The organism is Denitratimonas tolerans (assembly GCF_037203605.1).
GTDB classification, from domain to species: domain Bacteria; phylum Pseudomonadota; class Gammaproteobacteria; order Xanthomonadales; family Xanthomonadaceae; genus Denitratimonas; species Denitratimonas tolerans.
In genome coordinates this window covers 206,727-219,987 of the sequence record NZ_JBBDHC010000003.1, presented here as the reverse complement: position 1 = coordinate 219,987, position 13,261 = coordinate 206,727, and the positions used below count along the sequence as shown (strand labels likewise).

The window sequence follows — 13,261 nt, the reverse complement described above, 5'->3', positions numbered from 1 at the left end:
GGAGCGCCCTGCGGAGGCGGCGACGCGTGAGCGCGCCGGAGCCGGAGCTTCCCGACGACGGCGATGCCGGTGCCTGGAGGCAGGCCGCGCGGCGTGCGCTGGAAGACGGCGCGCGGCGCCTTGCCGAGGCGTTCGATCGCGAGGAGGACGTGGATCGCCTGCTGGCGCGCCGCGCGAAGACCGTGGATCGCATCGTGGTATCCGCCTGGACCCGCGGATTCGCGGGTGCGCCGGGCCTGGCGCTGGTGGCCACCGGCGGCTACGGGCGCGGCGAACTGTTCCCCTATTCGGACGTGGATCTCCTGGTGCTGGCCGAGGCGGAAAGCCAGCGCGACCAGCGCGAGGCGATCGAACGCTGGTTTGCCCTCCTGTGGGATATCGGCCTTGCGCCCGGTCACGCGGTGCGCAGCGTGGCCCAGTGCGCGGAAGCCGCGCGCGCCGACGTGACCGTCGCCACCTCGATCCTGGAAGCGCGGCCTCTGGTGGGCGACAGCGCCGCGCTGACGCGCCTTCTGGTGGCGATGCGCGCGCCGGACCTCTGGCCGGCCGAATCCTTCCTTGAAGCCAAGCGCGCGGAGTGGCGCGGCCGCCACGCGCGCTTCAACGACACCGCCTACAACCTCGAACCCAACATCAAGGACGGCCCGGGCGGGCTGCGCGACATCCACGCGCTGGGCTGGCTGGCCAAGCGCCTGTTCGGCGTGCGCGGGCTGGAGGACCTGGTGCCTCTGGGCGTGCTGGGGGCGGACGAGTTCCGCGTGCTCGACACCCACCGCCGCGCGCTGTCGCGGCTGCGCTACGGGCTGCACCTGGTTTCGGGAAGGCGCGAGGAGCGCCTGCTGTTCGACTACCAGAAGATCCTGGCCTCGCGCCTGGGCCTGCACGACGAACACAGCGAAAACCTCGCGGTGGAGCAGATGATGCAGGGCTTCTTCCGCAGCGCCGCCCTGGTCACCCGCCTGGGCGACCGGCTGCTGCAGCGCTTCGACGAGAGCCTGCGCGAGACCGAAGCGCCGGTGGGCATCGACGCCGATTTCGTGCGCATCGGCCAGAGCCTGGCGCTGCGCGATGCCGCCCTGCTGCAGCGCCGGCCGATCACCATCCTGCGCCTGTTCCGCGTCTGGCAGCGGTATCCCGAACTTGCCACCCTGCACTCGGCCACGGCGCGCGCGCTGGGCGAGTCGCTGGAGTGCATCGACGATGCGTTCCGCGCCAGCGAAGAGGTGAGGGCGCTGTTCCTCGGCCTGGTGCGCGATCGCCATGCGGTGCCCACGCTCGAACGCATGGCGCGCCTCGGCGTGCTGGGCCGCTATCTGCCGGCCTTCGGCCGCGTGACCGGGCGCATGCAGTACGACCTGTTCCATGCCTACACCGTGGACGAGCACACGCTGGCGGTGCTGCGCAACATCGAAGGGTTTTCGCGCCCCGAGTCCATCGAGCGCTTCGCGCTGGGGCACGAGCTGTGGCAGCAGCTTCGCAAGCCCGAGCTGCTGGTGCTGGCCGGGCTGTTCCATGACATCGCCAAGGGCCGCGGCGGCGACCACTCCGAACTGGGCGAGGCGGATGCCCGGGCGTTCTGCGAGGCGCACGGGCTCTCTTCTTCCGATACCGACCTCGTGGCCTGGCTGGTGCGCCAGCACCTGATCATGTCGACCACGGCCCAGCGCAAGGATATTTCCGATCCCGACGTGGTGGCCGCGTTTGCGCGCGAAGTGGGCGAGCGCGAGCGCCTGGATTACCTCTACCTGCTTACCGTGGCCGACATCGCCGGCACCAGCCCGAAGCTGTGGAACACCTGGAAGGACCGGCTGATGGCCGACCTGCACGCGGCCACGCGATTCGCGCTGCGGCGCGGGCTGGCGCAGCGCGCACACATCGCCGAGCGCGTTGCGGAGGTGCGCGAGGCGGCGCGTTCGCGCCTTCTGGACGAGGGGCTGGACGAGGCCGCGATCGACGCGCTGTGGGCGGACTTCCCCGACGACAGCTTCCTGCGCTATCGACCCGAGCAGATCGCCTGGCAGGCGCACGGCATCGTCGAAGCCGGGCGTGGAGGGTTGCCCGTGGTCCTCGTGCGCCCGCACGCGCGCGCCGGGGCGCTGGAGGTTTTCGTGTATTCGCCCGATCGCGACGGCCTGTTCGCCAGCGCCGCGGCCACGCTCGACCGGCTCGGGCTTTCCATCGTCGACGCGCGCATCGTCACTTCGCTCGGCGGCATGACCCTCGACACCTTCCAGGTGCTGGAAACCGACGCCGCGTTCGAGGGCATGGCCGCGCCGCAGCGGGCCGCCGCGGTGGCCCGGACCCTGCGTGAAAGCCTGCGCGTTCCCGGCCCGGGCCGGCCGCCGGCGCGGCGCGCGCTGCCGCGCCGGCTGCGGCACTTCCGCGTGCCGGTCCAGATCGAGTTTTCGGAAACGGGCGGGCGCACCCAGCTCACCCTGGTCTGCAACGACCGCTCCGGCCTGCTGGCGCAGGTGGCCGCGATCCTCCACGCCCACCGCATCCGCGTGCACGACGCGCGCATCGCCACCTTCGGCGAGCGCGTGGAGGATTTTTTCGAGCTGAGCGACGCCGGCAACCGGCCGCTCGGCGCCGCGCAGTGCGCGGCGCTGGACGCTGCGCTGCGCGAGTGCGTCGAGCTGGCCTGAGACTGCCCGCCCGCCGGGCCGGTGCGTTCACTGGGTGTCACCACGCGACCCGAGGCGAGCAGGGAGCTTGTCGGCGCGATCGTTCCGTGCTTTAATGTAACAACGCGCTATTACATTGGCTCAATCGATTCCGTGAAACGTCCTCCCGCCCGCTCTCCCCGCGAACGCCGCGCCGCGCTCGATCGCCTCGCCGATGCGCTGCTGGCGATGCAGGACCGCAGCCAGATGCGGGCGCTGCTCACCGATCTGTGCACGCCGGCCGAGATCGAGGCGATGGCGGACCGCTGGCAGGTGGTGGCACCGCTGCTGGAAGGGGTGCCCTACCGCGAAATCCACGAGCGCACCGGGGTCAGCGTGACCACGGTGGGAAGGGTGGCGCGCAGCCTTACCCACGGCGCGGGCGGCTACCTGCATGCCGCCGAGGCGCTGGGCCTGCATCGACATCCAGGCTTCGCCCGCACCGCCCGCACCGCCTGAATCCCGCTTCTCCTTTTCGGATTCCCCCATGAAACCACGTGACCGACTGCGTATCGCGACGCAGAAATCCGGCCGCCTTTCGCAGCCGGGCCGCGAACTGCTGACGCGCTCCGGGCTTTCCTTCCGCGAAAGCCGCGACCGCCTGTTCTGCTTCGGCGAAACCCTGCCCATCGACCTTTTGCTGGTGCGCGACGACGACATTCCCGGCCTCATCGCCGAGGGCACCTGCGACCTGGGTTTCGTCGGTCGCAACGTGCTGGAGGAGCTGCGCCTCGGCGAACTTCGCGCCGGCCGCGTGCCGGCCTTTGCCGAACTGCGCGCGCTGGGTTTCGGCCAGTGCCGGCTATCCATCGCGCTGCCGCAGGAGCAGGCGTGGAACGGTCCGCAAACGCTGGCCGGGCTGCGCATCGCAACGTCCTACCCGAACCTCTTGGCCGACTGGCTGGAGAAGAACGGCGTCGAGGCCGAGGTCGTCACGCTGTCGGGTTCGGTCGAGATCGCGCCGCGCCTGGGCAAGGCCGAGGCGATCTGCGACCTGGTGTCGTCCGGCGCCACGCTGGCCGCCAACCAGCTGCGCGAGGTGGCGGTGATTTTCGAGAGCGAGGCGGTGCTGGTCGGCCCTTCCACCGCGTTCGTGGACGAGCGTATCGCCCTGGCCGACCTCCTGCTGCGGCGCCTGGACGGCGTGCTCAAGGTGCGCGATGCGCGGCTGCTGCTGCTGCAGGCCGATCGCGAGGTGCTGCCCGCCGTCACCGCCCTCCTGCCCGGCGGCGCACTGCCCACGCTCAGTGCGCTGGAAGGCCGCGCCGATGCCGTGGCCCTGCAGGCGGTCTGCGATGGCGAAATCACCTGGCAACATCTGGAGGACCTCAAGCGCGCCGGCGCGCGCGCGATGCTGGTCCTTCCGGTCGAACAGATGCTGGCCTGACGCGATGAACCTTTTCGTCTCCGACTGGAATGCACTTTCCGAGAGCGCGCGCAGCGCGCTGCTGCAGCGCCCGGCGCTGGCCGACGACGCCGCGCTGCGTGAGGCCGTGGCGGCGCTGATCGCGCGGGTGCGAGACGACGGCGAGGCCGCGCTGCGCGAGCTGACCGTGCGCTTCGATGGCTGCGAGCTGGAAGATTTTCGCGTCTCGCCCGAGGCGTTCGAGCGCGCGCGCCGCGAGGTGTCCGAGCCGCTGCGCGCGGCCATTTTCGCCGCCAAGGCGCGCATCGAGCGCTTCCACGCCGCCGGCATGACCGCGCCCTATGCCATGGACACCGCGCCGGGGGTGCGCTGCGAGCGCGTGCTGCGGCCGATTCGGCGGGTTGGCCTGTACGTGCCGGCCGGTTCCGCGCCGCTGCCTTCGACCGCGCTGATGCTGGGCGTGCCCGCCGCATTGGCCGGCTGTCCGGAAGTCATCTTGTGCACGCCGCCGCGCGCCGACGGCACGGTCGATCCGACCGTCCTGGTGGCGGCCGAGGCCTGCGGCATCACCCGGGTGTTCCGCCTCGGCGGGGTGCAGGCCATCGCGGCGATGGCTCAAGGAGCGGGCGCGGTGCCGCGCTGCGACAAGCTGTTCGGCCCGGGCAACGGCTACGTCACCGAGGCCAAGCGCCAGGTGTCGGCCGCGCCCGGCGGTCCGGCCATCGACATGCCGGCCGGACCTTCGGAAGTGCTGGTGATTGCCGATGCCGAGGCGGACGCCGAATTCGTTGCGGCCGACCTCCTGTCGCAGGCCGAGCACGGCCCCGATTCGCAGGCGATCCTGCTTTCCGACAGCATGGCGCTGCTCGACGCCGTCGCCGTGCAGATCCGGGCGCAGGCGGCCGGCCTGCCGCGTGCGGCCATCCTGGCGCGCTCGCTCGACAATCTGCGCCTGATCCGCACCCGCGACATCGCCCAGGCCATCGAGATTTCCAACGCCTACGCGCCCGAGCACCTGATCCTGTCAGTGCGCGAGCCGCGCCGCTGGCTCGATGCGGTGACGAGCGCCGGTTCGATCTTCCTGGGCGATTACGCGCCCGAGGCGCTGGGCGACTATTGCAGCGGCACCAACCACGTGCTGCCGACCTACGGCGCGGCGCGTGCCTGGAGCGGTGTTTCGGTCGCGAGCTTCCAGAAGGCGATTTCGGTGCAGGAAGTCAGCGCGGAGGGGCTGCGGGCCATCGGCCCGGACGCCGTGACGCTGGCACGGGCCGAGCGGCTCGAAGCGCACGCGCAGGCGGTGTCGCGACGCCTGGCCCGGATCGGAGGTGCACCATGAGCCTGCTCGATCTGGTGCGCCCGGACCTGCGCGCCTTCGCCGGCTACGGTTCCGCACGAAGGGCCGGTGCCAGCGGGACGATCTGGCTCAACGCCAACGAAAATCCCTGGCCCAACCCGATGGATGCGGATGGCCGCAGCAACCGCTATCCCGCGCCCCAGCCCGAGCCGCTGCGGCAGGCGCTGGCGGCGCTGTACGGCGTCGCGCCCGAGCGTCTCCTGATCGGGCGCGGCAGCGACGAAGCCATCGACCTCCTGGTGCGCGCCCTGTGTCGCCCGCAGGCCGATGCCGTGGTGGTGTCCTCGCCCGTGTTCGGCATGTATGCGGTCAGCGCGCGCCTGCAGGATGCGCCGCTGGTGGATGTGCCGCTGGTCGATGGGCCGGACGGATTTTCGCCTGATCTTGCCGCCATCGGCGATGCCGCCCAAGCGCGGGGCGCGCACCTGGTGTTTCTGTGCTCGCCCGGCAACCCGACCGGTGAAGCCATCGCGTTGGCCGATATCGCCGCACTCGCCTCGCGCCTTGCCGGCAGGGCCGTGGTGGTCGTGGACGAGGCCTATGGCGAGTTTTCCGAGGTGCCTTCCGCCACGATGCTGTTGGCCGCGCATCCGAACCTCGCCGTGCTGCGCACGCTGTCGAAAGCCCACGCGCTGGCCGCCGCGCGCATCGGCACCCTGATCGCCGCGCCCGAGCTGATCGCGGTGCTGCGCAACTGCCAGGCACCGTATCCCTTGCCCACGCCCAGCGTCGATCTGGCGCTGGCGGCGCTGCAGCCCGCACCGCTGGCCCGCACGCGCGAACGCATTGCGCAGCTGCGCGCCGAGCGCGAGCGGCTGTCTGCGCGGCTGGCCGCCTTGCCCGGCGTGCGCCGGGTGTATGCCTCGCAGGGCAACTTCCTGCTGGCGCGTTTTGATGATGCACAGCTTGCGTTCGAGCGCCTGCTTGCCGCCGGCGTGGTGGTGCGCGACCAGCGCGGCGCGCCGCAGCTCGGCGATGCGCTGCGCATCAGCATCGGAACACGCCAGGAAAACGACGCCGTGATCGCCGCACTCACCGATATGGAGGTCGCCGCATGACCCGCATCCTCTTCGTCGACCGCGACGGCACCCTGATCGAGGAGCCGGAGGATTGCCAGATCGATGCCTACGACAAGCTGCGCTTCGTTCCCGGCGTGATTCCGGCGATGCTCAGGCTGCGCGACGCCGGGTTCGAGTTCGTCATGGTCACCAACCAGGACGGCTTGGGTACCGCGAGCTTTCCGCGCGAGGATTTCATCGGCCCGCATGAATTGATGATGCAGGTGTTTTCCTCGCAGGGAATCGGCTTTCGCGAAGTGCTGATCGACGAAAGCCTGCCGCACGAAAACCGACCCACGCGCAAGCCGGGCATCGATCTGGCGCTGCACTACCTGCGCGATCGATCCATCGATCTGGCGGGTTCGGCGATGGTGGGCGACCGCGATACCGACATCGCGTTTGCGGCCAACCTGGGCGTTCGCGGCTTCAGGCTCGGCCCGGGGCTGGAAACCTGGGAGTCCATCGCGCACGCGCTGGTGGACGCGCCGCGCGTGGCCGTGGTCACGCGCACGACGAAGGAAACCCGGATTCGCGTGGCGCTGGACCTGGACCGCGTCGCGTCCGACGAGATCTCCACCGGACTGGGATTTTTCGACCACATGCTCGACCAGATCGGCAAGCACGGCGGGTTTTGCCTTGCGCTGCGCTGCGAGGGCGATCTGCACGTCGACGAGCACCATAGCGTCGAGGACAGCGCGCTCGCGCTCGGTGCCGCGCTGCGCCAGGCGATCGGCGACAAGCGCGGCATCGGCCGCTACGGTGCCGCCGCCGAACAGGCCGGCGAGGGCGGCGGCGAAGTCGATCCGCTGCGCGGCGGCATCGTGCTGCCGATGGACGAGAGCCTCGCGCGCGCCGCGCTGGATTTCTCCGGCCGCCCGCATTTCGTCTTCGACGGCGCGTTCCCGCGCGAAAGGGTCGGGGATCTTCCGACCGAGCTGGTGCCGCACTTCTTCGCGTCGCTGTGCGAGTCCGCCGGCCTGAACCTCCATCTCGCGGTGCGCGGCGAGAACGCGCACCACATGGTCGAAGCCTGCTTCAAGGCCTTCGCCCGCGCCCTGCGCCAGGCGATCCGGCGCGAAGGGCGCGAGTTGCCCAGCACCAAGGGGGCGCTGTGATGCGCGTGGCGCTGGTGGACTCGGGCGGGGCCAATATCGGGTCGGTGCGCTATGCGCTGGATCGGCTCGGGGTGGACGCCGTCGTGACCGCCGACGCCGAGGCGATCCGCGCCAGCGAGCGCGTGATTTTGCCCGGCGTGGGCGCGGCCGACGTGGCGATGGCGAGACTGCGCGAGCTGGGCCTGGTCGAAACGCTGCGCACGCTGCAGCAGCCGCTGCTCGGCATCTGTCTCGGGATGCAGCTGCTGTTCGAGTCGTCCGAAGAGGGTGGGGTGGAAACGCTGGGCCTGCTGCAAGGCCGCGTCGCGAAGCTCCCCGAAGCGCCCGGCGTGCGCATCCCGCACATGGGCTGGAACCGCCTCGTGATCCGCCGCGACAGCGCGCTTCTGGCAGGCATCGAGGCGGGCGCGCAGTGCTATTTCGTGCACAGCTATGCCGCGCCCGTCACCGAGGACTGTGTGGCATCCAGCGCGCACGGCGTGCCGTTCGCGGCGCTGGTGCAGCGCGGCAACGTGGCCGGCGCACAATTTCATCCCGAACGCTCCGGCACCACCGGCGCGCGGCTGCTGGAAAACTTCATCAGGAGCGGCTGCGCATGAGCACCCAAAACCCCGCTCTCACGAATCCCCAATCGCCAATCCCCAATCCCCGCTTCACCCCCTATCCCGCCATCGACGTGCGCGATGGCGCGGTGGTGCGCCTGAAGCAGGGCGACTACGCGCAGCAGACCACGTACCCGGCGACGCCGCTGGAGCAGGCGCGGGGCTACGCCGCCGAGGGTGCGCAGTGGCTGCATCTGGTCGATCTGGACGCCGCGCGCGAGGGCGGTTACACGCTTGCGCCGCTGCTGGATGCGATCGCCCGCAGCACCTCGCTGAAGGTGCAGACCGGCGGCGGCATCCGCAGCGCCGATGACGTGCTGCGGGTGCTCGATGCCGGTGCCGCGCGCGTGGTGATCGGCAGCCTCGCGGTGCGCGAGCCGGACACGGTGGCGGGCTGGGTCGCGCGCTTCGGCAGCGAGCGCATCACTGTGGCGCTCGATACCCGCTTCATCGACGCCGCCTGGCGTTTGCCCCTGCACGGCTGGACGGAAAGCTCCGGGCGCAGCCTGGACGAGCTGGCCGTGTTTTACGCCGGTGCCGGCCTCGCGCACCTGCTGTGTACCGACATCGGCCGCGACGGCATGCTGGCCGGGCCGAATCTCGAGCTGTATGCGCATCTGGTATCACGTGTTCCAGACGTCGCGGTGCAGGCCTCCGGCGGCGTGCGTGACGCGGCCGATATCGCCGCCGCGCGCGCCGTGGGCTGCGGCGGAGCAATCCTCGGCAAGGCGCTGCTCGAAGCGCGGATCAACCTCAAGGATGCCCTCGCATGTTGAGCCGAAGGATCATTCCGTGCCTGGACGTGCGCGAGGGGCGCGTGGTCAAGGGGACGCGCTTCCGCGACCACGTCGACATGGGCGGCATCGAGGAGCTGGCGGCACGCTATCGCGACGAGGGCGCGGACGAACTGGTGTTCTACGACATCACCGCCAGTCCGCAGGGCCGCAGCGTGGACCGGGCCTGGATCGAGCGCGTGGCGCGGCTGATCGACATTCCGTTCTGCGTGGCCGGCGGCATCCGCTCGGTCGCGGACGCGCGCGCCGTGCTGCACGCCGGGGCCGACAAGATTTCCATCAACACCCCGGCGCTGGAGCGCCCGGAGCTCATCACCGAACTGGCCGAAGCCTTCGGCGTGCAGTGCGTCGTGGTCGGCATCGACAGCCTGCGCGATGACGACGGCCAATGGCGGGTGCGCAGCCACACTGGCGATCCCGATGCCACCCGCACCCACGCGCGCCGCACGCTCGACTGGATCGTCGAGGCGCAGCGGCGCGGTGCCGGCGAGATCGTGCTCAACTGCATGGGCTCGGACGGCGTGCGCGGGGGCTACGACACCGAGCAGCTCAGCGCCGCGCGCGCGCTGTGCCGCGTGCCGCTGGTGGCATCGGGCGGTGCCGGCGTGATCGCGCATTTCATCGAGGTGTTCAGGCAGGCGGATGTGGATGGCGCGCTGGCGGCCAGCGTGTTCCACGCCGGTGCGGTGGCCATTCCCGAACTCAAGAAGCGGCTTTCCGAGGCCGGCGTGGAGGTGCGCAATGTCGTCTGAGGGTTACGATTCGTTCGATCCATCCGTGCTGGATTGGGACAAGCAGGCTGGCCTGATTCCCGCCATCGTGCAGGGCGCCGCCAGCCGCCGGGTGCTGATGCTGGGCTACATGAGCCGCGAGGCGCTGGAGATCACCCTGGCCACCGCGCGGGTGACCTTCTTCAGCCGCAGCAAGGGGCGACTGTGGACCAAGGGCGAAAGCTCCGGCCACTTCCTCCATCTGCGGGCGATCGAAGCCGATTGCGATGGCGACACCCTGCTGATCCAGGCCGAAGCCGATGGCCCGACCTGCCATCTGGGCCGGACGAGCTGTTTTGCCGCTGCGCCCGAAGATTTCCTCGGCGCGCTCGACGCCTTCATCGCAAAGCGCCAGCGCGAACTGCCGGAAGGCAGCTACACCACCCGCCTGTTCGAAGCCGGGATCAAGCGCATCGCGCAGAAAGTGGGCGAGGAGGGCGTGGAAACCGCGCTTGCGGCCGCCACGGGCGACGCCAACGAGCTGCGCAACGAGGCCGCCGACCTGCTGTATCACCTCATCGCGCTGCTGCGCGCCGCCGGCCTCTCGCTGGACGAGGCGCGCGATACCCTGGCCCGCCGCCACGCGGCTTCGGAGACGGTGAAGTAGGGCACCGGCAGCCCGCTCGCTGCCGATGCCGGTGGAAGCGCTGGAGTCCTGCTCCGCAAGTTTCCTGCTCCATCATGCCCGTGCAGGCGGCTGTCCGGAACAACTCTGCGACAGGGCCGGGAAAGTGTCGCGGTGCTCCCTCAAGGAATCGGACAGGGAAATCACAATGCCCCGCCCGTCTACTTCTTCACCAGTCGAATGAGCGCCGATCGCATTGTTGAAGGCGAGTCGATCTCGGAACCTTGGGGTATTACCCCCGTAGTCACCACCAGGTATTCCCCGCTGGGGGATATCGCGGCGACGGACATCGATGGCCAGTCGGGTGCCTGCCCCAGCCCCGCCAGCAGCTCCGTCAACAGCACATGACCGGTATCCTGGGTCCAGAGCAGTGCGCCCGTGGCCGAGCCCCCGCGCGGCAGGGTGCCGATCATTGCCGGGGAGCGGTACGTGCCTCCTGCAAGCGCGCCATCGGCAGAGGTATGGTGGACTGCATGCTGCCAGCCATGCGGCGACTCCTCGGAAGGATGAATCAGGCCCAGGTGTCCGCTGATGCCATCGCGCCTGAAATAACCTGGAAGAACGCTTATCCGGCCTCTTTCGTCGGTCTCGTAAGGAACCTCCCCATAAACGATACCGGCATCGTCGCTGCACGCGGCCAAACTGGCCATGCGGTTGCCGGCAGCGTCGGTCAGATAGTGTGGAAGCCCCGCCCCTATCCAGCGCACCGTCCAGGCCTTGTCGCCGCCTACGAGGAGCTCGCGGTCCAGCCCAAGCACCACGTCGCCATCGCTCGATACACACTTCGCGGTGCCGCGCAGATCCTCCGCCGTCGGCAACTCCCTCATGCCCTGGGTTGCGCTCCAGGTCCAGTATTTCGCCATCGTGCCGCCGGATGGCGCGGGCGTTTCGACCCGCACCGCGGCACGGGAAAAATCAGCCACCGTGCCGAGGATGGCACTTTTCCCCGGATTTTCCAGACCGGGCATGGGCACGATCACGTCATCCCGGATAAACGCGGGGCCGCCGGTCATTCGGCTGAACAGCATCTCTTCGCCATCTCCGGACACGAAGACCCTGCGGACCACGAACATGTCGTACATGTCCCGCCAGTCCGATTCGCCCGGCCGCAGGCGCACCGGCCTGTCGCCCATGATCGAACCGTAATTCGAGCCGTAGTTTATTTTTCTGACTCCCACCACGGTGCCGTCGTTGGCCACGCCGTGCACGGCGATGAGGTTGCCGCTGCCGAAGCCGGGCGGCGGGTCCTGCGGCACCGGCGTCGGCAGGTGGGTCAGGCTGATGTCATACAAATCCGTCAGCGTCGGCTTCACCCACGGGCAGGCCGGCTTCGCCAGCCGCGCCAGCACGTTGAGGTCGAACCGGCCCGTGCCGAAACCCGGGGCCGTGGCCTCGTATTCCGCCGCGCCGCTGTCGCAGCCCAGCGACAGCTCCACCCGGCCCCACAGCGTGTGCTCCACCTGCGCCGGATCGAAGGCCTCCGCGAAGCGGCCGCCGCGCGCCGAATACAGTTCCGGAAACACCAGCCGGTCGCCTTCCACCTCGCCCGTGCCCACCATCCAGTACGGGTTTCCTTCCGGATCGTAGGTGAACCAGCCCAGCGCCGCGCTGCCGTTCGCCAGCCAGGTCAGAACATACCCTTGCCCGCCGTAGGCCGGGTCGTACCAGCCCCCGCTCTGGCCCGCCTCGGCGCGCACCGGTTCGCCCGGCGTGCCGTGGATCGGCCCGCAGCCCGCGGCCATCGTGCGCGTCAGCCGGGTCAGCGGAAAATCGCCGCTCTTGCCGAAGGCGGAAAACGCCACCCGGCCGTGCTGGCAGTCGGAAAACGAAATCACCGCGCTGCCCTTCACCTCGCGCACCACCTGCGCCGGATCGAAGTCCGGGCCGAAGCGCCCGCCGCGCGGGGCGATCAGTTCGGAAAACACGATGGAATCGCCGCCCGGATCGCGCACGATGCGGCCCACGCCTTCCAGCCAGCGCGGCTCGCCCTCGTCGTCGAAGGTGAACCAGTACAGCGCCGCGGCCTCGTCGGACAAAATCCCGACGATCCAGCCCTCGCCGCCGCGCGCCGGATCGAACCACATCGCGCTGTGGCCCGGCTGGATCGGAACGTAGGGCGCTTCGGCGCGGGCCACGGCCGGAAGCGCGGCGAGCAGCAGGGCGCAGAGCAGAATGGGGAAAAAGCGGGTGAAAATGCTGCGCGGCGGCAGCCGGGGCGAAAGAATCGGGGCCATGGGGAATACCTCCGCAAGCGGCAAATGAGCTCCCCCGTCCCGGGAGGCTAGCCCACGCACGCCGGCCCGTCCATTCCCCGCATAGGGAAGACAGGATTTTCCTGTCGGCCTCGAATCTCCGCTGGCATTGGGCTGGCAAGTTCCCTTTCCCCGCCGCCGGCGGGGAAAGGGGGAGGGTGGCTAAGAGATGGGGCTAATCAGGGAAAAACACCCTGCGCCCGATTCTTCATGCGAAAGCCGGCCTGTTCAGGAATTCGCTCACGGAATCGGCCCCATCGGGCAGGCAAAGGACTTGGTCTGGCTGTACGAGCCATAGGGATTGGTGACGGTGAGTTTTACCGATACGGTGTCGAATTGCGTGCAGGTTCCATACGCCACCTCATCTCCGGTCCACGTGATGTATGAACTGGTCCAGTTCACGCTGGTCACCCCCTGGGAATTGTAATGGCCGAAATGGCAGATGAAGGTTCCCAAGCCGCTTTGCGTCATGTCGGGGCACAGGAAGGCCGAGACGGTGGGAGAAGCGGCACCGTGTGCGGTCAGCAGGCTTCCAGCGGTTCCTGCGTAGGCGGAGATATGGTCGTTGAAAGGCTGGAAGTAAGTGAAATCAGTGGATAGCGGGCACGTATTGGTATCCGACGCGCCAATCGTGGTGCCCTGCATTTGCCTACCTGATG

At 69.5% G+C, this 13,261-nt stretch carries 12 protein-coding genes; 10 read left to right on the top strand and 2 right to left on the bottom strand.

What is annotated here, in order from left to right:
- Window positions 1-26 precede the first annotated feature (26 nt).
- The 10 genes from glnD to hisIE all read left to right on the top strand — a co-directional run bounded on the left by glnD (window position 27) and on the right by hisIE (window position 10,332).
- Window positions 27-2,645 (top strand): [protein-PII] uridylyltransferase, encoded by a 2,619-nt coding sequence (gene glnD, locus WB794_RS03575; RefSeq protein ID WP_337334470.1) that lies wholly within the window; start codon window positions 27-29, stop codon window positions 2,643-2,645.
- A 132-nt stretch (window positions 2,646-2,777) separates the two neighbouring features.
- On the top strand, window positions 2,778-3,122 hold the full coding sequence (locus WB794_RS03570; RefSeq protein WP_337334469.1) for a YerC/YecD family TrpR-related protein: 345 nt from the start codon (window positions 2,778-2,780) through the stop codon (window positions 3,120-3,122).
- A 28-nt stretch (window positions 3,123-3,150) separates the two neighbouring features.
- Window positions 3,151-4,050: an ATP phosphoribosyltransferase gene (gene hisG / locus WB794_RS03565; protein WP_337334468.1), complete on the top strand. Its 900-nt coding sequence runs from the start codon at window positions 3,151-3,153 to the stop codon at window positions 4,048-4,050.
- 4 nt (window positions 4,051-4,054) lie between these two features.
- The gene (gene hisD / locus WB794_RS03560; RefSeq protein ID WP_337334467.1) at window positions 4,055-5,368 is read left to right on the top strand and encodes a histidinol dehydrogenase; all 1,314 of its coding nucleotides are present in this window, start codon (window positions 4,055-4,057) and stop codon (window positions 5,366-5,368) included.
- Entirely contained in the window at window positions 5,365-6,444 is a 1,080-nt protein-coding gene (gene hisC / locus WB794_RS03555; protein WP_337334466.1) for a histidinol-phosphate transaminase, read from the top strand. The genes hisD and hisC overlap by 4 nt, the downstream gene beginning before the upstream one ends.
- Complete coding sequence (gene hisB / locus WB794_RS03550; protein WP_337334465.1) at window positions 6,441-7,559, top strand: bifunctional histidinol-phosphatase/imidazoleglycerol-phosphate dehydratase HisB; 1,119 nt, start codon at window positions 6,441-6,443, stop codon at window positions 7,557-7,559. Before hisC ends, hisB begins: the two co-directional genes overlap by 4 nt.
- Entirely contained in the window at window positions 7,559-8,158 is a 600-nt protein-coding gene (hisH, locus tag WB794_RS03545; protein ID WP_415926635.1) for an imidazole glycerol phosphate synthase subunit HisH, read from the top strand. The genes hisB and hisH overlap by 1 nt, the downstream gene beginning before the upstream one ends.
- Window positions 8,155-8,937 (top strand): 1-(5-phosphoribosyl)-5-[(5-phosphoribosylamino)methylideneamino]imidazole-4-carboxamide isomerase, encoded by a 783-nt coding sequence (hisA, locus tag WB794_RS03540; protein WP_337334463.1) that lies wholly within the window; start codon window positions 8,155-8,157, stop codon window positions 8,935-8,937. Before hisH ends, hisA begins: the two co-directional genes overlap by 4 nt.
- Window positions 8,931-9,707, top strand: a complete 777-nt coding sequence (gene hisF, locus WB794_RS03535) for an imidazole glycerol phosphate synthase subunit HisF (RefSeq protein ID WP_337334462.1) — start codon at window positions 8,931-8,933, stop codon at window positions 9,705-9,707. The genes hisA and hisF overlap by 7 nt, the downstream gene beginning before the upstream one ends.
- Window positions 9,697-10,332, top strand: a complete 636-nt coding sequence (gene hisIE, locus WB794_RS03530) for a bifunctional phosphoribosyl-AMP cyclohydrolase/phosphoribosyl-ATP diphosphatase HisIE (protein WP_337334461.1) — start codon at window positions 9,697-9,699, stop codon at window positions 10,330-10,332. The genes hisF and hisIE overlap by 11 nt, the downstream gene beginning before the upstream one ends.
- 179 nt (window positions 10,333-10,511) lie before the next feature.
- On the opposite strand, the gene WB794_RS03525 is transcribed toward hisIE, so the two are convergent.
- Entirely contained in the window at window positions 10,512-12,584 is a 2,073-nt protein-coding gene (locus tag WB794_RS03525; protein WP_337334460.1) for a hypothetical protein, read from the bottom strand.
- Window positions 12,585-12,842: 258 nt separating this feature from the next.
- A complete protein-coding gene (locus WB794_RS03520) occupies window positions 12,843-13,247 on the bottom strand; it encodes a hypothetical protein (RefSeq protein ID WP_337334459.1) in 405 nt (134 codons plus the stop codon).
- Between the last annotated feature and the right edge of the window lie 14 nt (window positions 13,248-13,261).

Excerpts from the sequence above, each read along its gene's own strand:
- hisG (WP_337334468.1), top strand. The coding sequence starts at position 3,151 with ATGAAACCACGTGACCGACTGCGTATCGCGACGCAGAAATCCGGCCGC.
- hisD (WP_337334467.1), top strand. The coding sequence starts at position 4,055 with ATGAACCTTTTCGTCTCCGACTGGAATGCACTTTCCGAGAGCGCGCGC.
- hisC (WP_337334466.1), top strand. The coding sequence starts at position 5,365 with ATGAGCCTGCTCGATCTGGTGCGCCCGGACCTGCGCGCCTTCGCCGGC.
- hisB (WP_337334465.1), top strand. The coding sequence starts at position 6,441 with ATGACCCGCATCCTCTTCGTCGACCGCGACGGCACCCTGATCGAGGAG.
- hisH (WP_415926635.1), top strand. The coding sequence starts at position 7,559 with ATGCGCGTGGCGCTGGTGGACTCGGGCGGGGCCAATATCGGGTCGGTG.
- hisA (WP_337334463.1), top strand. The coding sequence starts at position 8,155 with ATGAGCACCCAAAACCCCGCTCTCACGAATCCCCAATCGCCAATCCCC.
- hisF (WP_337334462.1), top strand. The coding sequence starts at position 8,931 with ATGTTGAGCCGAAGGATCATTCCGTGCCTGGACGTGCGCGAGGGGCGC.
- hisIE (WP_337334461.1), top strand. The coding sequence starts at position 9,697 with ATGTCGTCTGAGGGTTACGATTCGTTCGATCCATCCGTGCTGGATTGG.
- WB794_RS03525 (WP_337334460.1), bottom strand. The coding sequence starts at position 12,584 with ATGGCCCCGATTCTTTCGCCCCGGCTGCCGCCGCGCAGCATTTTCACC.
- WB794_RS03520 (WP_337334459.1), bottom strand. The coding sequence starts at position 13,247 with ATGCAGGGCACCACGATTGGCGCGTCGGATACCAATACGTGCCCGCTA.